Origin of the sequence: Variovorax sp. LjRoot130 (assembly GCF_964253755.1) — a bacterium.
Lineage (GTDB): Bacteria > Pseudomonadota > Gammaproteobacteria > Burkholderiales > Burkholderiaceae_C > Variovorax.
In genome coordinates this window covers 793,219-810,236 of the sequence record NZ_CAXURM020000002.1, presented here as the reverse complement: position 1 = coordinate 810,236, position 17,018 = coordinate 793,219, and the positions used below count along the sequence as shown (strand labels likewise).

The 17,018-nt window shown below is 66.4% G+C and carries 20 protein-coding genes; 9 read left to right on the top strand and 11 right to left on the bottom strand.

Features of this window, described 5'->3' with window-relative positions; genetic code table 11:
• Positions 1-2: 2 nt before the first annotated feature.
• The 4 genes from ACSQ86_RS33680 to ACSQ86_RS33665 all read right to left on the bottom strand — a co-directional run bounded on the left by ACSQ86_RS33680 (position 3) and on the right by ACSQ86_RS33665 (position 2,939).
• Positions 3-953 (bottom strand): PDR/VanB family oxidoreductase, encoded by a 951-nt coding sequence (locus ACSQ86_RS33680; RefSeq protein WP_436297688.1) that lies wholly within the window; start codon positions 951-953, stop codon positions 3-5.
• 1 nt (position 954) lies between these two features.
• Positions 955-1,479 (bottom strand): MOSC domain-containing protein, encoded by a 525-nt coding sequence (locus ACSQ86_RS33675; RefSeq protein ID WP_436297687.1) that lies wholly within the window; start codon positions 1,477-1,479, stop codon positions 955-957.
• Positions 1,480-1,703: 224 nt separating this feature from the next.
• Positions 1,704-1,976 carry a hypothetical protein gene (locus ACSQ86_RS33670; RefSeq protein WP_436310599.1) on the bottom strand — a complete coding sequence of 91 codons (273 nt, stop codon included), beginning with the start codon at positions 1,974-1,976 and terminating at the stop codon, positions 1,704-1,706.
• Positions 1,977-2,024: 48 nt separating this feature from the next.
• Positions 2,025-2,939, bottom strand: a complete 915-nt coding sequence (locus tag ACSQ86_RS33665; RefSeq protein WP_436310598.1) for a LysR family transcriptional regulator — start codon at positions 2,937-2,939, stop codon at positions 2,025-2,027.
• A gap of 85 nt (positions 2,940-3,024) precedes the next feature.
• Here ACSQ86_RS33665 and mdlC point away from each other — a divergent pair, with 85 nt between their 5' ends.
• From mdlC to ACSQ86_RS33625, 8 genes are read left to right on the top strand one after another with little or no spacing between them, the layout of a single operon-like run.
• A complete protein-coding gene (mdlC, locus tag ACSQ86_RS33660) occupies positions 3,025-4,653 on the top strand; it encodes a benzoylformate decarboxylase (RefSeq protein WP_436310597.1) in 1,629 nt (542 codons plus the stop codon).
• A 40-nt stretch (positions 4,654-4,693) separates the two neighbouring features.
• The gene (locus tag ACSQ86_RS33655; RefSeq protein WP_436310596.1) at positions 4,694-6,145 is read left to right on the top strand and encodes an aldehyde dehydrogenase; all 1,452 of its coding nucleotides are present in this window, start codon (positions 4,694-4,696) and stop codon (positions 6,143-6,145) included.
• Between the two features lie 20 nt (positions 6,146-6,165).
• Entirely contained in the window at positions 6,166-7,131 is a 966-nt protein-coding gene (locus tag ACSQ86_RS33650; protein WP_436310595.1) for a Bug family tripartite tricarboxylate transporter substrate binding protein, read from the top strand.
• 23 nt (positions 7,132-7,154) lie between these two features.
• Complete coding sequence (locus ACSQ86_RS33645) at positions 7,155-8,921, top strand: FAD-dependent oxidoreductase (RefSeq protein ID WP_436310594.1); 1,767 nt, start codon at positions 7,155-7,157, stop codon at positions 8,919-8,921.
• Entirely contained in the window at positions 8,918-9,880 is a 963-nt protein-coding gene (locus tag ACSQ86_RS33640; protein WP_436310593.1) for a Bug family tripartite tricarboxylate transporter substrate binding protein, read from the top strand. The genes ACSQ86_RS33645 and ACSQ86_RS33640 overlap by 4 nt, the downstream gene beginning before the upstream one ends.
• A gap of 8 nt (positions 9,881-9,888) precedes the next feature.
• Positions 9,889-10,737: an intradiol ring-cleavage dioxygenase gene (locus tag ACSQ86_RS33635; RefSeq protein ID WP_436310592.1), complete on the top strand. Its 849-nt coding sequence runs from the start codon at positions 9,889-9,891 to the stop codon at positions 10,735-10,737.
• 36 nt (positions 10,738-10,773) lie between these two features.
• Positions 10,774-11,082, top strand: a complete 309-nt coding sequence (locus ACSQ86_RS33630; RefSeq protein ID WP_436297678.1) for a Dabb family protein — start codon at positions 10,774-10,776, stop codon at positions 11,080-11,082.
• 32 nt (positions 11,083-11,114) lie between these two features.
• The gene (locus ACSQ86_RS33625) at positions 11,115-12,191 is read left to right on the top strand and encodes a maleylacetate reductase (RefSeq protein ID WP_436310591.1); all 1,077 of its coding nucleotides are present in this window, start codon (positions 11,115-11,117) and stop codon (positions 12,189-12,191) included.
• A 139-nt stretch (positions 12,192-12,330) separates the two neighbouring features.
• Here ACSQ86_RS33625 and ACSQ86_RS33620 read toward each other — a convergent pair whose 3' ends face one another.
• From ACSQ86_RS33620 to ACSQ86_RS33590, 7 genes are read right to left on the bottom strand one after another with little or no spacing between them, the layout of a single operon-like run.
• On the bottom strand, positions 12,331-12,618 hold the full coding sequence (locus ACSQ86_RS33620) for a YciI family protein (protein WP_436297676.1): 288 nt from the start codon (positions 12,616-12,618) through the stop codon (positions 12,331-12,333).
• Between the two features lie 21 nt (positions 12,619-12,639).
• Positions 12,640-12,768 (bottom strand): hypothetical protein, encoded by a 129-nt coding sequence (locus ACSQ86_RS33615; RefSeq protein ID WP_436297675.1) that lies wholly within the window; start codon positions 12,766-12,768, stop codon positions 12,640-12,642.
• Positions 12,769-12,782: 14 nt separating this feature from the next.
• A complete protein-coding gene (locus ACSQ86_RS33610; protein WP_436297674.1) occupies positions 12,783-13,082 on the bottom strand; it encodes an aromatic ring-opening dioxygenase subunit LigA in 300 nt (99 codons plus the stop codon).
• Complete coding sequence (locus ACSQ86_RS33605; RefSeq protein ID WP_436310590.1) at positions 13,048-13,944, bottom strand: extradiol ring-cleavage dioxygenase; 897 nt, start codon at positions 13,942-13,944, stop codon at positions 13,048-13,050. Before ACSQ86_RS33605 ends, ACSQ86_RS33610 begins: the two co-directional genes overlap by 35 nt.
• A gap of 3 nt (positions 13,945-13,947) precedes the next feature.
• Complete coding sequence (locus tag ACSQ86_RS33600; RefSeq protein WP_436310589.1) at positions 13,948-14,346, bottom strand: 5-carboxymethyl-2-hydroxymuconate Delta-isomerase; 399 nt, start codon at positions 14,344-14,346, stop codon at positions 13,948-13,950.
• Between the two features lie 10 nt (positions 14,347-14,356).
• Positions 14,357-15,085, bottom strand: a complete 729-nt coding sequence (locus tag ACSQ86_RS33595) for an alpha/beta fold hydrolase (RefSeq protein WP_436306895.1) — start codon at positions 15,083-15,085, stop codon at positions 14,357-14,359.
• A 3-nt stretch (positions 15,086-15,088) separates the two neighbouring features.
• Positions 15,089-16,069: a Bug family tripartite tricarboxylate transporter substrate binding protein gene (locus ACSQ86_RS33590; RefSeq protein ID WP_436306896.1), complete on the bottom strand. Its 981-nt coding sequence runs from the start codon at positions 16,067-16,069 to the stop codon at positions 15,089-15,091.
• A gap of 109 nt (positions 16,070-16,178) precedes the next feature.
• Here ACSQ86_RS33590 and ACSQ86_RS33585 point away from each other — a divergent pair, with 109 nt between their 5' ends.
• A complete protein-coding gene (locus tag ACSQ86_RS33585; protein ID WP_436297669.1) occupies positions 16,179-16,982 on the top strand; it encodes a helix-turn-helix transcriptional regulator in 804 nt (267 codons plus the stop codon).
• The last annotated feature ends 36 nt before the right edge of the window (positions 16,983-17,018 follow it).

The following is a 17,018-nucleotide window of genomic DNA, read 5'->3' as shown; positions in this document are numbered from 1 at the left end:
GCCTACAGATCGAGCACCAGGCGCGGCCCTGCGCACCCCGCAACGCATACGATCACTTCATGTGCGCGCTCCTGAGGACTCAGCACACGATCGTGATGGATCGGCGGCCCTTCGATCCAGCGCGTGCGGCAAGCGCCGCAGATGCCACCAGCGCACGACACCGAGAGATCGGTATCCGCCGCTTCCAAGGTGGCCAGAAGGCCCACCTCGGGCCGGACCACCAATTCGCGTCCGCTCCTGGCCAGCACCACGCTGTAGGGTCGTGCCTTCAGGGCAGGAACCAACTTCGGTGCGGTGAATCGCTCCACATGCTTGCGGCTTTCGGGCCATTTAGCGACGACAGACTCGAATGCATCGAGCATCCCCGCGGGTCCGCAGCAAAATGCCTTCGCATCCTGGCCAAAGGCCTCCAGGAGAGATTGGATGTTTGGCGGACTGACCTCGAGCGTGTTGTAGAGATGGACACGTCCGCCCTTGACCGCTGGCCCCAGCATGTCGATCAGGCTCGGATGCCCCATGCTGGCCCAGTGCAGCTCGTAGTTCGTCTTCCCCTCGCGCTCCAGCGCCAGAATCGCAGAGACGAACGGCGTCACGCCTATTCCGCCAGCAACAAAGATGTTCATCCCGGTGGGCGAGAGCTCCAGCCCGCTTCGAGGCACCGAAACACCGATCACTTCGCCGGCACGGACCTCGTCGTGTATGTGACGGGACCCGCCGCGCCCCTCCTCTTCGCGCTTCACTGCAACAACGTATCTCCTGCAGTCGGCGGGATCGTTGCACAACGAATAGGTGCGTACGAGCCCATTGGCCAAATGGAGGTCGATGTGCGCTCCGGGCCTGAACGCAGGCAAGCGCCAACCGTCCTGATCTGTCAATACCAGCCGCTTGACGCCCGGTAGGGGCTCATCGATTTCCCGAACGACAGCTTGGAGATGCTTGATCGCCTTCGGCATGTCACACCTCTCGGACGGCGTCGCCCACGCGGATGACGCCGCCTTTCAGAATCCGGCAGTTGAGCCCCGACCTATTGATCAATGGATCGAACACGGCCTTGCCGAGGACCTCCTCGATGTGGCGGCACGGCGTGGACAGCCGGGTTGCCTCGAGAAGCGTTTCCCCCACCCAGAACTGGCGGCCGACGAGATGATTGAGCGGCACACCTTGTACGGTCACGTTTCTTCGATGCTCCTCAGGCAGCATCTGGATTTTTGCATCGCGTGCCAGGGCTTCGAGCGTCTCGATCTCGAACAGCGTGATCTGTCGTCCCTCCTCCGGCTTGTGGGAGTAGAAGCCGGACTCCCGGCCGATCATGTATCGGTCCCCCTCGATGCCCTTGCCGGCCACGAGCATCAGCTCGTCGAACGCCTCCATGGGAAGGAAGGCGCGGGGCGTGACGTGCAGATGTCGAACGACCCCCGTCCAGGCAGGAACGACTTGCCGTTCTTCGAGCTGCGGTGGGTGGTCTGCGGCAGCAAGCATGTAGACGCTCCTTGATAACGGCGATCCAGCCGGTCTGATAAACGAACGTCATTATAGGACACTTTGTGTCCTATGAAACTCACCAAAGCGTTTCAGGGTCGATACGGCCGAATCCGGCATCGATACACGAAAACTGGTCTCGCTGTGTCCGGGGTCAAGCGCGCCGCTGCCAAGAACGTCCTTGTCGACCTGATCGAGCATGACGCGCGCCGTCTCAGCCATCGTCACGGCCCGCGGTGCTGCGCCCTCGTGGAGGTGTACTGCAGTTGCTGCAGGAGGCTTTCGGTCAGATGCGAGAGACCTGCGCGATCGGCGTGCCCGTACACCACGAAGTCAGGCCGCATCAGAACAACATCGGCATCCAGCGACTTCAGAAAGGGAGCATATACGCCGTCGACATCCAGCACATGATTGCCCTGGCTCGCGCCCGACGGCGGCGCCAGCTCGACGAGCCGGACACCGACTGCCCGAAGCGCGGCCCTGAGGGCGACCGGCATTTTCGTCTGTGACCTCGGCGCTTGCGACTAGGGCGAAATTGAACCCCATCAGCGTCCTTTGTCCTTGAAGAGGCCGACAAAGAGATTTCGGATCCAGTAGTGCGCCGGATCCAACTCGAAGCGGCGGCTCCAGTGGATCGACACCGTGAAGGTGCTGCGGGGAAGCTCCGCCGGAAGCACCGCGTAGCGCTTCGGCTCGATGAACCTGCGCGCGATCGCCTGCGGCATCACCACGGCGAAATCCGTGCGCGCAATGATGGCCGGCAGCGCAAGGAAGTGCGCCGAGTTCAAGACCAGCCTGCCATCAAGGCCGAGCTGCTGCAGGATGCGGAAGGTCTCCGAGTGCGAGCGGACGGCCACGTATTCCAGGCGCCGCAAGTCCTGGATCGTCATGCGGACATCCGACGCGTTCGAGGCCTTCGCCATCGGATGTCCGGCCCGCACCACCACCGCATAGCGGTCCCGCAGCAACTCGACGCGCTCCGTTCCGCTGACCGAAGGCAGAAAGCCGAGCGCGAAATGAATGGCCCCGGTCTCGAGGGCATCGGCGATCTCCCCGTGCGGCAGCGGGGTCGTATGCACCCGCATGCCCGGTGCCTGGCGGTGCAAGGCCGCCATCAGTTCCGGCAGCAACCGGGCCTCGCCGATGTCGTTCATGTGCAGCCGAACGGTCATGCGCGAGCGCGACGGATCGAACGTGTCTTCTTCTCGAAGTACATCCTCGATGGCGGCCACGGCCGGCTGCACGACGCTTGCCAGCCGCTCCGCCCGCAGCGTCGGCCGCATGCGCCCGTTGGCGCGCACGAACAGCGCATCGCCCAGGGCGAGCCGCAGTCGCGTCAACCCTTGGCTGGCTGCCGGCTGGGACAGTCCCAGCGCATCGGCAGCGCGGCTGACGCTACCCAGGCGGTACACCGCTTCGAACAGGCGAAGCAGGTTCATGTCCAGTTTTTCACTATGCATACTGCTTATTTTCTTCTAGACATTCCATTGTATTGATGGATACAGCCGAACCCGCAAAACTCCCTGATTCCATCAAGGAGCATTCATGGATCAACGCGTCAAGCCGCCCGCGCAAGAAGCCCTCGCGGCGGGCAGCACCCTGACCGTGCGGGACGCCGTTTTCAGGCTGCTGCGCGCCTTCGGCATGACCAGCGTATTCGGCAACCCCGGTTCGACGGAACTGCCGCTGTTCATCGATTTCCCGGAAGATTTCCACTACGTGCTCGGGCTGCAGGAGTCCGTGGTCGTGGGCATGGCGGATGGGTACGCGCAGGCCACGCACAACGCGGCGTTCGTCAATCTGCACTCCGCCGCCGGCGTCGGCCATGCGATGGGCAACATCTTCACGGCCTTTCGCAACCGCACGCCGCTGGTGATCACGGCCGGCCAGCAGGCGCGGTCGATCCTGCCCTTCGAGCCCTTCCTCGGCTCCACGCAGGCGCCCGAGTTGCCGAGGCCCTACGTGAAGTGGAGCGTCGAGCCTGCGCGAGCCGAAGACGTCCCGCTGGCGATTGCGCGCGCCTACTACATCGCGATGACGCCGCCGCGCGGCCCCGTGCTGGTCTCGATTCCGTCGGACGACTGGGACGTCCCGACCCTGCCGGTCGATGCACGCGAGGTCAGTCGCCACCTGCGCCCGGATCCAGATCTTCTCGCGCGCATTGCCGCGGCCATCGATGGCGCCCGCTCCCCGGCCTTCGTGGTCGGTGCTGCGGTCGATCGCGATGAGGCTTGGAAAGAGACGGTCCAGTTGGCCGAGCGGCACAACGCGCGGGTTTATGTCGCCCCCATGTCGGGCCGGTGCAGCTTCCCGGAAGATCACCCCCTGTGGGGAGGCTTTCTGCCGCCAATGCGCGAGCGCATCGTCGAGCGGCTCGCCGGCCACGACCTGGTGTTCGCGCTCGGTGCGCCGGCGTTCACCTACCATGTCCCGGGCCACGGGCCGCACCTGCCCGAGGGGACCGAGTTGGTGCAGCTCACAGACGATCCCCAGGTCGCGGCCTGGGCACCAACAGGAACCTCCGTGGTCGGCAGCATCCGCCTCGGATTGCTGGATCTGCTCGAACAGAGCACGCCACGGCATCGTGCGGCGCCATCTCCCCATCTGCGGCCATCGCGCGTTGCAGAGCCTGCGCCCGACGAACGCCTGCCGGTTGCGTGGGTTCTGCAAACGCTGGCCGATCTGCGCGCGCGCGACAGCATCGTGGTCGAGGAAGCGCCCAGCGCACGGCCGATCATGCACGCCCATCTACCGATCTTCGAGTCGGAAACCTTCTACACCATGTGCAGCGGCGGTCTGGGCTATGGTCTTCCGGCCGCGGTGGGGGTGGCACTGGGTAAGCCGGGCGCGCGGGTCATTGCGTTGGTGGGCGATGGCTCGGCGATGTACGCGATCCAGGCGCTGTGGAGCGCGGCGCAGCTGGCCTTGCCGCTGACGATCGTGATCCTGAAGAACCGCCGCTACGCGGCGCTGTATGAGTTCGCCCGGATCTTCGGCTACCGGCCCGACGAGCATGTTCCGGGCACCGACCTGCCCGATCTCGATTTTGTCGCGCTGGCTGGCGCGCAAGGCATGAAAGGGCTGCGCGTCGAAACGGCTGAGCAGCTGCGTCCGGCATTGCGCCAGGCCTTGGACTCGACTGCACCGATGCTGGTCGAGGTCGAAGTGGCCTGACGGTTTTCGCTTTTTCCCCAACTACTAAGGAGACCAGACCATGGGCACGATTTCGATGTTGATCAACGGCGAGTCCCGGCAGGCCGAGAACAATGCCACATTCGAACGCCGCAACCCGCTCGACGGTACGGTGGCCACCATCGCACCCGCCGCCACGACAGCTGACGCTGTGGCCGCGGTCGAGGCAGCCGCTGCCGCATTTCCGGCCTGGTCCCGCACCGGCCCGGGCGAACGCAGGGCGCTGCTGTTGAAGGCGGCACACGCCATCGAAGCCAAGGCGCAGGCCCTGACGGATGCAATGGCGGCGGAGACCGGCGCTGCCGCTCCGTGGGCGGGCTTCAACGTGCATCTGGCGGCCGGCATGCTGCAGGAAGCTGCCGGCATGACGACCCAGATCGGCGGCGAGGTCATCCCCTCCGACGTGCCTGGCAGCCTGGCGCTGGGCCTTCGCCGCCCGGCCGGTGTGGTACTTGGCATCGCCCCATGGAATGCACCGGTGATCCTCGGCGTGCGTGCGATCGCCACACCACTGGCGTGCGGCAACACGGTGGTCTTCAAGGGCTCGGAGCTCAGCCCGGCCACGCACGGCCTGATCGTCGAGGCGTTCAAGGATGCGGGCTTCCCGCCCGGGGTCGTCAACTTCGTGACCAATGCACCGGCGGATGCAGCCGATGTGGTCGAAGCGATCGTGGCGCACCCGGCACTGCGCCGGGTGAACTTCACGGGCTCCACCCGCGTCGGCAGGCTGATCGCGCTGACTTGCGCCAAATACCTGAAGCCGGCTGTGCTGGAGCTGGGCGGCAAGGCCCCGCTCGTCGTGCTGGACGATGCCGACCTCGATGCCGCAGTCAACGGTGCGGCCTTCGGCGCCTTCGCCAACAGCGGCCAGATCTGCATGAGCACCGAGCGCATCATCGTGGACCGCCGCATCGCGGACGCCTTCGTCGACAGGCTCGCCGCCAAGGCCACGCAGCTGCCGCTGGGCGATCCGCGCAAGGGGCCGGTGGTGCTGGGTTCGGTCGTCGATGCGAGCACCGTCGAGCGCTGCAATGCGCTGATCGACGATGCCCTTGCCAAGGGCGCGACGCTCGTGTGCGGCGGCAAGGCCGAAAGCACGCTGATGCCCGCGACGCTGCTCGACCATGTGACGCCGCAGATGCGCATCTACCATGAAGAGAGCTTTGGGCCCGTGAAGCCGGTGGTGCGTGTCGACGGCGTCGATGAGGCGGTGCGCGTGGCCAACGACAATCCCTACGGACTGTCCGCAGCGGTGTTCGGGCGCGACATCGCCCGTGCCTGGGAGGTGGCCAATCGCATCGACTCGGGCATCTGCCACGTGAACGGCCCGACCGTGCACGACGAGGCGCAAATGCCCTTCGGGGGGGTCAAGGACTCGGGCTACGGCCGCTTCGGCGGCAAGGCCGGCATCGACGCCTTCACCGAACTGCGGTGGCTCACGGTGCAGACCACCGACCGCCACTATCCGTTCTGATGAAGCGCAGGAGACAGCTCATGAAATCCCTGCTCGCAACCGCGGCGCTGGCCCTCGGCCTCGGACCGTGCGCCATCGCCCAGGCCCAGGACTGGCCGAAGCAGCCGATCAAGATCGTCGCCAACTTCGCCCCCGGCGGCGCGGCCGACCAGCTGGCCCGCGCGATCGGCGCGCCACTGCAGGAAGCGCTCGGGCAACCGGTGCTCGTCGAGAACAAGGGCGGCGCCGGGGGGAACCTCGGTGGCGAGTTCGTCGCCAAGTCACCCCACGATGGCTACACGCTTCTGATGAGTTCCGGCGGCATGGTGTCGATCAATCCGCACCTCTACGCGAAGATGCCCTTCGATCCGGCGAAGGATCTCGTCCCGGTCGCGTCCGTCGCCCGTGTCCCGTTCTACCTGGTGATTCGCGCCGACAGCGCGATCAAGGACTTCAAGGGCTTGGTCGCCGACCTGAAGGCGAACCCCGGCAAGCGATCGTTCGGTTCGCCCGGCAACGGGAGCTCGCCCCATCTCGCGGCGGAAATGATGACGGGTCGGACAGGGACCACGGCGGTCCATGTGCCGTACCGTGGCGCGGCACCCGCGCTGACGGACCTGCTGGGCGGCCAGATCGACTTCCTCTTCGATCCGGGAATCAGCATCCAGCACGTCAACACCGGCAAGCTGCGCATGCTGGCGGTGGCAAGCCTCAAGCGGGCTCCCCAGATGCCGGAGGTTCCGACGCTCGACGAACTCGGGCTGAAGGGCTTCGACGCCGATGCCGTGTTCGGCCTCTACGCCCCTGCCGGCACCCTGCCGGCCGTCATCGAGCGGGTCAATGCCGAAGTCAACCGCGCACTGGCTAGACCGGCGGTCAGGACACGCATCGAAGCCCTCGGCAACGTGCCGGAGCCTCTGACGCCTGTAGCCTTCGGCGACAAGGGCGCGGCCGACTTCAAGCGCTTGGGCGCCGTGATCCGGGAGCGCGGCATTCGCGCCGACTGAGGCATGAAGAAGAAAGACAGCCGATGATCGCCACTCCCCGACCTGCCACCGGCCACCCTCCCCTCATCGCCACGGACGTCCTCATCGTCGGCGGCGGCCCCTGCGGCCTGATGCTCGCCAACGAGCTCGGTCGCCGTGGCATCCGCTGCCTGTTGGTCGACGCCAAGCCAAGCACAGCTTTCAACCCGCAGGCCAACGCGACGCAGGCCCGCACGATGGAGCATTTCCGCCGGCTGGGCTTCGCGCACGAGATCCGTGCGCTGGGACTGCCCGCCGACCACCCGACGGACATCGCCTACTTCACACGCTTCGCCGGGCATGAACTGGCGCGCATCAGCCTGCCTACGGCCGCAGAGGCCACGGTCAAGATCAAGTCTATGACGGGCTCCTGGAGTGCCGCCGAGCTGCCGCATCGCGTGTCGCAGAAGTTCGTCGAGGAAGCCCTGCGCCGCCATGCGCAGGCCTGGCCGTCCACCGATGTGCGCTATGGCTGGCGGCTGGAACGGTTCAGCGATGACGGTGGTTCGGTGAGCGCCACGGTGCAGCCCAGCGACGGAGGTCCGGCGCAGGACGTACTCGCGAAGTTCCTGATCGGCGCCGACGGCGCGCGCAGCTTGGTCCGGCAACAGCTGGGCATCGAGTGGGGCGGCGTCACCGGCATCCAGCGCGAGTTCATGGGGGGCAAGATGTTTGCCATCTACCTGCGCGCGCCCCGTTTCCTCTCCATACTGCACCATCCCAAGGCTTGGATGTACGTGGCGGTCAACCATGAACGGCGCGCCTTCATGGCCTCGGTGGACGGCGTATCCGAGTACGCGTTCCATGCGGCGCTGCGTCCCGGCGAAGACGCCGACGGCTGGACCGAGGCCGATGCGCGCCGCGTCTTTGCCGAGGCGGTGGGCCTCGAGGTGCCGATCGAGATCCTCTCGATGGGCACTTGGCTCGCCGGGCACGCGCTGGTGGCCCAGCGTTTCCAGAAGGGCCGGGTCTTCGTCGCAGGGGACGCGGCTCACCTGTTCACGCCCACTGGTGGGCTGGGCTACAACACCGCCGTCGAAGATGCGGTCAACCTGGGCTGGAAGCTGGCGAGCGTGATTCGCGGCCAGGCGCCGCTGGCGCTGCTGGACAGCTACGAGGCCGAGCGCAGGCCATTGGCCGAACGCAACACGGGCTATGCGCGCAAGTTCGCCGACTCGGTGGGACTCTTCGCGGCGAAGCCCGAGTTGGAAGAGGCCTCGGCGCGGGGCGATGCCGAGCGCCAGCTCGCGGGCCGGCATCTGGACGAGCATGCCCGCCTCGAGTTCAACATTCCAGGAGTGACCTTCGGCGGCCGATACGACGGCTCGCCGATCGTCGTCGGCGACGGCGACGGCGCTGCGCTACCGCCCGACGAGCCGAATGCCTACACGCCGACCGCCAGTCCCGGCGGCCGGCCACCGCACGCCTGGCTGGACGACGGGCGCTCGCTGTTCGACCTGTTCCACGCCGAATGGACCCTGCTGGCGCTGGGGCCCGATTCCCCCGCTACCGATACCTTCGAGGCCGCGGCCCGGACGCTGGCGATCGACATGCGCGTGGTGCGGCTGCCGCAGGCTTCCCTGCGCAAACTCTATGAAGCGCCGCTCGCACTGATTCGGCCGGACCAGATCGTCGCGTGGCGCGGTGCAGCCCCGGACGATGCGGCACGCGTGCTGTCTCGCGTCACCGGCAGGCCGAGTGGCGCGGCGCCGCATGCCGCTTCAACACCTTCAACAATTTCCATCGATGCGACGAGAGGAGATCCGGCATGAAAGCCACCACCCAGCTTCTTCGGCTTTCGGCCCTTGCAATGGCTTTGGCGATCGCGCCCTCGGCCTTCGCGCAGGCCTGGCCCACAAAGCCGGTCCGTCTGATTGCGGCATTTCCGCCGGGCACACCGGGTGACGTGATCGCCAGGTTGATACAGCCGGCGCTGCAGGCCGCCTGGAACCAGCCGGTGGTCATCGAGAACAAGACAGGGGCGGGAGGCAATCTGGCCGCCGGAGAAGTCGCGCAGGCCAAGGACGAACACACCCTGCTCGTGGGACCGGACACGATCCTCACCATCAATCCCCACCTGTACAAGAAGCTGAGCTTCAATCTGCGGGCTTCGCTCAGGCCCGTGACCTACTTCGCCAGCTTCAACCAGACGCTGGTGTGCAATCCAGCCGCCGAGATCACGTCGTTCGGGAAGTTCGTCCAGCTCCCGTCGACGCGGCTGTATGCCTCCGGTGGTGCAGGGACACCGAGCCACATGACGATGGAAATGCTGCTAGCGACGACCGGAACCAAACTCACCCATGTTCCCTACAAAGGTCCCGGCCCCGCCGCGCAAGACGTGATGGGGCGCCACGTCGACTGTGGGTTCATCGTCTCCTCCATCGTCCTGCCCCATGTCCAGAGCGGGCGGCTGCGGGCAATTGCCGTCTCCGGAAAGGAACGATCGGGTCTGTTGCCTGACGTTCCGACGGTCGCTGAGAGCGGACATGCCGGCTTCGATGCGACCTTCTTCGAGACGCTGATGGCGCCGGCAAGCCTTCCGGTCGCTACCGTCGAGAAAATCCAGCGCGACGTGCGTACCGCGCTCCAAGCTCCGGGCGTGAAGGCCAGGTTGGCAGAGATGGACCTGCGAGTGGAGGGGTTCAGTTCGCAGGAGGCTCAACTGCGCAGCAAGGAGGACTTCGCCAAGTGGGGTACGGTCGCGCAGCGGGCCCAGCTGCAGCTGGACTGAGAGCGATCATGCGCAATCTGGACCAACACACAATCACCGAAGCCGTGCTTGCGCGGCAGGCGCAGACGGCGAACCCGCGGCTCAGGCGCGTGTTGGACAGTCTTGTGAAGCACCTGCACGCCTTTGCGCGCGAAGTGGAGTTGACCGAGGAGGAGTGGTTCAAGGGCATCGAGTTCCTGACCCGTTGCGGCCACATCACCGATGACAAGCGCCAGGAGATCATCCTGCTGTCGGACGTGTTGGGCCTGTCGATGTTGACGGTGGCACAGAACAACGACAAGCCGGCAGGCTGCACCGAGGCGACCGTCTTCGGCCCCTTCCACGTGGAAGGGGCGCCGCACTACGAGCTCGGTTCGGACATTTCCAATGGCGCCCGAGGCATCCCGTGCCTGGTGCGCGGCACGGTTCGCGGCATTGACGGCAAGCCGGTCGCCAACGCGCACATGGACGTTTGGCAATCGGATGAGGACGGCCTGTACGACGTGCAGCACCCCGAGATCGGCCATGCACAGGCGCGCGGCATCGTGCACTCCGACAGTGAGGGTCGCTACCACTTCCGCTCAATCCTGGCAGTCCCCTACGCCATCCCGCATGATGGCCCGGTGGGCGACCTGCTCCAGGCCACCGGACGGCATCCCTGGCGTCCCGCGCACCTGCACTTCCTGATCAAGGCGCAAGGCTACGACAAGCTGATCACGCACGTGTTCCGCAGCGACGATCAGTACCTGGATTCGGATGCCGTGTTCGGTGTGCGTCAATCGCTGATCGCCGACTGGAAACAGCAATCCGATGGCTCCTACATCGTTGAGTACGACTTCGTGCTGAACCCCGCCAAGCAGGGCGCTGCGGATGCCTGATCACCCGCCCTCGCTGCGACCCATAGAGGGTGCATCATGATCCGGCACATCGTGATGTGGAACGTGAAAGGCGCCACGGCCGAGGAGAAGCAGGAAAACATCGAGCGTCTGCGAAGTTGCTTCCATGGCCTGCGTGGCCGTGTTCCAGGGCTGCTCCACCTGGAAGTCGGCAAGGATGCAAGCAGAGTTGACTATGCCTGCGACGTCGTCTTGTACAGCGAGTTCGAATCCTGGGAAGCACTGGCCGCGTATGCGATGCATCCGGAACATCTGCGGGTGCGCGACGAGCTGGCTGGCGTCCGCATCGCCAGGCATCAGGTGGATTACGAAGTCCAGGCCGATTGAGCCTGGGCTGAGCACGATGCATTGGGGATCGCATGAAGGAATTCGTCTACAACGGCCAGCCGTCGCGGGTGGTGTTTGGCGCCGGGACCCTGGCGCATCTGGAGCGCGAGATCGAACTGCTCGGGGCGCGCCGCGCGCTCGTGCTGTCCACGCCCGAGCAGCAGGGTCATGCGCAGCGCGTGGCCGAGCGTCTTGGCAGCCGCGCGGCGGGCGTTTTCGCGCGCGCTGTCATGCATGTGCCCATCGAGACCGCACGCGAGGCCCGTGAGGAGGCTCGCCGCCTGGGCGCGGACTGCGCCGTTGCCATCGGCGGCGGCTCGACCACCGGACTGGGCAAGGCCATCGCGCTGGATTCCGGCTTGCCCATCGTGGCCATCCCGACGACCTATGCGGGAAGCGAGATGACGCCGATCTATGGCATCACTGAGGGCGGCTTGAAGAAGACCGGCAAGGACGCGCGTGTGCTGCCTCGCACCGTGATCTACGACCCGGAGTTGACGCTGACGCTGCCTGTGGCGATGAGCGTGACGAGCGGGATGAACGCGATCGCGCATGCGGCCGAAGGCCTGTACGCGCGCGACGGCAATCCGGTGATGGACCTGATGGCCGAGGAAGGCATCCGTGCACTGGCCAGGGCACTGCCGGCCATCCTTCGGCGCAGTGACGATATCGATGCGCGCGGGGATGCGCTGTATGGTGCCTGGCTGTGCGGGACGGTGCTGGGCAACGTGGGCATGGCGCTGCACCACAAGCTGTGCCACACCCTGGGCGGCAGCTTTAACCTGCCTCATGCCGAGGTGCACACGGTAGTGCTATCTCATGCCATCGCCTTTAACGCGCCGGCGGTGCCTGAAGCCATGACGCGCATCCGGCGTGCACTTGGAGCGCAAGGACACGGCAGTGCCGCCGCAGCTCTGTTCGACTTAGGGCTATGCAACGGTGCGCCGGTGGCGCTGCGCGACATCGGCATGAAAGAGGATGATCTGGACCGCGCGGCGGAGATCGTTGTGGGCAACCCGTATTGGAACCCGCGAGAGGTCGGTGCAACACAGCGAGGCGAGATCAGGGAACTCTTGCAAAAGGCCTTTGAGGGCATCCGACCTGAGTAGGCCACTTGCCTGGGCGCCCGTTGATCCGACGATAGAGATGCCTTGCCGTACTCCCACAGAGTATGCAGTGAGAGATCTGCGTTCCGATTAGCCACATTGACTGGGAGATAGACCTGCTTCCGTTCGCCGCACTGTTGTTCTAGCCGACACGTTTGACATAGGCAGTGATGGTCGCCTGCTGCCAGACACCGGCCGTGAAGAACGGGTCGTCGTTATGGTAGGACTCCGCGGCCGCGCGGTCGGCCACGTCGACAACGAACAGCGATCCCTTCATGGTCTGCCCGTCGTCCTCCACCAACGGCCCGGACATCAAGGTCTTCACGCCCTCGCCCTCAATGGCGGTGAGATAGGCCTTGTGGGCGTCGTAGTTCGCCAGCCGCACCGGCAGCGCACCTGGCCGGTCGAGCGCATGAATCACGAACAGCATATGCGCTCCTTTTCTTCTTCGTCAAACATAGTGATCCTCGATCCGGGACCACGTGGGCAGGCCGACCAGGTTCTTGTACTCCTCGAAGCTCACGCCGGAACCGGACAGCCGCAGCTCGCCGCTTGCGATGTCGGCCAGCGTCTCGCGCATGGTCGCGCACCGTCTCATCCGGGCGGCGCCAGGATGCCCTCCCGCACTGGACCGTAGCGCTCCAGCCCGTCGATCAGGTGTCGGCGGTGCTCGACCAGCGGGACACCCACGATCCCGGCGAAGTGAATCAGCAGCGAAGGATGGGCGCCCAGCACGTAGAGCAGGCCCAGGTCGGCGCGCGCGAAGGCATCGCGTTCCTCCTCGGTCAGCGCGCGATCCTGCAGCACCGCCTGCCTGTCGGCTCTGAACCGCTCCTGCAGGGAAGCAGTCCTGTTCAGGTCATACAGGAGCTTCTGGATCTGGTACAGCGACATGGCCCCCCTCCCGAGAAAACGCACGCGCGGGCCCGGTGGGCAGCACCGGCATCACCGCCGCGCAGGAGCCGATCGAGAACGCCGGGGTGCCGTGATAGAAGAGAAGTTCACCAGGACTGCCGCCACCCGCAGCAGCCGCGATGGCCACGAGTGTCCTGATCTCGATGCCGCCATGGCCAGCTTCGCGCAGCACTTCCTCGTCCGCATAGGCGAGGAGCGCATCGCGGTCGTTGCAGGTCCAGCGCCGCAGAAACTCCCGGTCGAAGTCCTCGTTGATGCGCCCCATTTGCGTGGAACCAGGCCAGTGCGAGATGCCGCCCGTCCCCAGCAAGGCCACGCGCTGCGGCAGCGCGTCGCCGGCGCGCCGCAGGGCCTGCCCGAAAGCCCAGGCGCGCGCCAGCGGCGTGAACGGCGGCTGCTGGCAGTTGATGTTGACCGGCACGATCGGGACGTCGTAGTCAGGCGTGAGGTAGTGCAGGGGCACCATGATTCCGTGGTCGAACTTCCACTCCTCGCAATACGCCAGGTCCACCTCGTGGATCAGGTGCTGGATGATTGCGCGGGATGCGGCCGCGTTGCCGGGTACCACGGTACGCGGTATGCGCAGCCACTGCTCGTCCTCGATCGGTCCTTCATAGCGATCGGCCATGCCCAATGCATAGGCGGGCATGTTGTCCATGAAGAAATTGGCGAAGTGCTCGGCGGCGACCACCACCAGCAGATCGGGGCGGGCGGCTTCCAACCGGGCACGCATTTGCGCGAATCCTTCGAAGACCGCCTCGCGGTCCGCTGCGGGCGCTTGCCCGATGCGCCCGGTCAGCCCGGGTGCATGGCTCATGATGCCGAGGAAGACGACGCCCATCGATCAAGCACCAGCCGTCCGCGCGGCCAAGACCTGAGCGACGTTGCTGCGGTTCACGCGGGTGGTGACGTCGAGTTCGGTCACTTCGACGGACAGCGCGATCGGCGTGTTGGCGAGATGAGGAGCGAAAAGCGCGGAGAGTTCGTTCGCGAGCGCCGCGGCCGAGGCGCGACGCGCCTCGGTGGAGAAGCCCGTGCCAATACGGATATTGACGTGCACGAAGCCCGCGCCGGGGCTGCCGTCCGCGAGGCGGAAGTGCTCCAGCACGTGCAAGCGGGTGCGCACGCCGGGTTTCGGATAGCCGTCGATCCCACAGGCGGCTTCGTGCAAGGTACGGGTCAGCGTCTGCGGATCGACGAGGGAAGTGGCCGACGCCGTGGCCTCAATGATGATGTGCGGCATGGAAGTGCGGTCAGGTTGCAATCCGGGAAAATCCGGCCAACCAGGGATGGATCGCCGCGGCACATGCTTGCGGCTGCTCGAAGGTCATCAGGTGCCCCGAATCTTCGACAACGGCCAGATGCGCGGCGGGAATGGCCGCAGCCATTTCCTCGTGCGGCGGCAGAGGCATCGCCGCATCGCCCCTGGCCGCCAGCACCAGCGTGGGACAGGCGATGCCCGGCAACAGCGACGAAAAGTCGGGCCGGGACAGGCCCATGCGCACCTGCGCGCGCACGGCTTCGAGTGATTGGCGGGCAACCATGGCGGTCAGCGGCTGCAGCTTGCCGGCCTCGGCCGCCCAGCGCGGGTGCACCATGCGGGCCACCCACTGTGGGGCGAAGGCGACCAGCCCCTCGGCTTCGGCGCGCGCGACCATCGCTTCCCGCGTTGCAATCTCAGACTGCCCTGCTTCGCCCGGCGCGCGTGCCTTGTAGGCAGTGCCGAACAGGCCGAGCAGGCGCACGCGCTGCGGCGCGCGGCGAACCACTTCCAATGCCACACGTCCCCCGAGCGAATGCCCCGCGAGGGCGAACTGCGCAGGCGCCGTGGCCAGCACCTTGTCGGCCATCGCTCCAACGGAATCGATGCTGCCCAAAGTCATGACACGAATGTCTGCCGCGTCGTGCAGCAGCGCCGCGGTCGGCTCCCAGACGGTCGCGTCGCACAGCATTCCGGAAACCAGGATCAAAGGTGTCTTCATGCCTCAGTCCAGCTTGAGTTGCAGGTCGCGGACCACGGCGCCCCAGCGCTCGCGCTCGGCCTTGACGAAACGGTCCATCTCGGCCGGCGTGCCGGGCAAGGGCTCCACGCCCAAGGCCTGCAGGCGCGCCTCGACCAGGGTGTTGTTGAAAGCCTCCAGCAGCGCGCTGCTCACGCGGGCCACGTGGGACTTGGGGGCGGCCATGGGCACGGCCAGCCCCTGCCACGCGAACCCTTCGAAGCCCTTGAGGCCTTGTTCCTGCAGCGTGGGCACGTCCGGCAAGGTCTTCATCCGCGCGGCGGTTGAGACGGCCAGCGCGCGCAGCTTGCCGCCGCTGATCATCGGCATGCCGCTGGCCGAATCCACCAGCATGAAAGGCACTAGGCCGCCGACGACATCTTGCACCGCCGGCGCCGCGCCGCGGTACGGCACATGCGTCGCCTGCACGCCCAGGCTGCGCAGCAGCTGCTCGGTGACGAGATGGTGGGGCGTGCCGGCACCGGGGGAGGCGAAGGCCACGGGCCCGCCCTGCGACCGGATCCACGACAGCAGGTCCGGGAAGGTGCGGGCCGGGTGCTGCGTGGACACGACGACGACCAGCGGAAAGCGCACCAGCATGCCGACGTTCGCCAGGTCCTTCTGGGCGTTGTATGGCAGCTTGCTGTACAGCCACGGGTTCACCGCGAGGGCGGCGAAATCGGCCGTCAGCAGCACGTGTTCCACGTCGCGCGCCTTGGCGACGTAGTCGGCCGCCAAATTGGTGCCCGCGCCCGGTTTGTTGACCACCACGATCTGCCGGCCGAGGCTCTTGGCCATCGGCTCGGCAAAAGTGCGGGCCACCACGTCCGAGCCACCGCCCGGCGCGGCGCCGACCACCCATTCGATCAGCTTGTTGTCCTGTGCCAGGACGGGCGCGGTTTCGGCGGCGACGGCGCAGGCTGTCCAAGCCAGGAGGTCGCGGCGGCTCAAACGGGTACGGTTCATGGGGTGTCTCCTTCGGGGCGCCCAGTGTCCTCGGCGGCAGCTGCCGTGTCTGTCCCCTTCCGCTGGGGACATGTAGCCCTCTATCATGGGAGGACGAAGGGACGAGCCCATGATCCTCAGCAGCAATGCACATGCCGATGACGGCGCCCAGCTTGCCGGCCTGCTTGTCAGGCCGATCCTCGCGCTGGGCCGGCCGGCGTTCGCGGATGCCCTGCTCGAAGTCGTCGGTGCCGTCGTCGGTGCCGACTTGGTGTCGGCCTTCTCCATCGACGGGGATTGCAGGCCGCATTACCGGCTCTCGTCGGCGGTCGCCGAACTCGGCGGCAGCTTCGCGCAGCGCGCCGGTGTCCGCTATGCCACGGATTACTGGCAGAGCGATCCGGGCTTGAACCAGCTGGTGCAGGCCCATCGCGCAGGCTCGGGCACGGTGGCGTGCCAGCAAGCCTGGAACCAGATCCCGCACGCCTGGTACCGTGCCGTGTGCTACGAGCAGCCGCAACTGGTCGACCGGATCTCGGTCCTCGGTGCCGTCGGCGGGCGGCTGTTCCTCTTCAGTGCGTACCGCCGCGCGGTGCACGGATGCTTCGGACCCGGCGAACTCCGGCGTTTCACTTCGAGTGCCGACGTGCTCATGGCGCTCGTCGGCCGACACGTCGATCTTGCGGCCGCGCAGCCGCAGGCTCACGGCTGCGCGCCGGCAGCGCTGGAAGAACGACTGGCCGAGCGTTTCCCGACACTCAGCCTGCGCGAACGGCAAGTCTGCGCTGGCATCGTCGGGGGCCTTGCCGCCAAGGACATCGCCAGAGCCTGCGACATTGAGCCGAGCAGCGTGATCACCTACAAGAAGCGCGCGCTGGCCAAGCTCGGGCTGCCCAACCAGCGCGCGCTGGTCGCGCAGTGGCACGAGGCATAGAGCGATTTCGCCCCAAGCACGGCATCAGCCATGCCG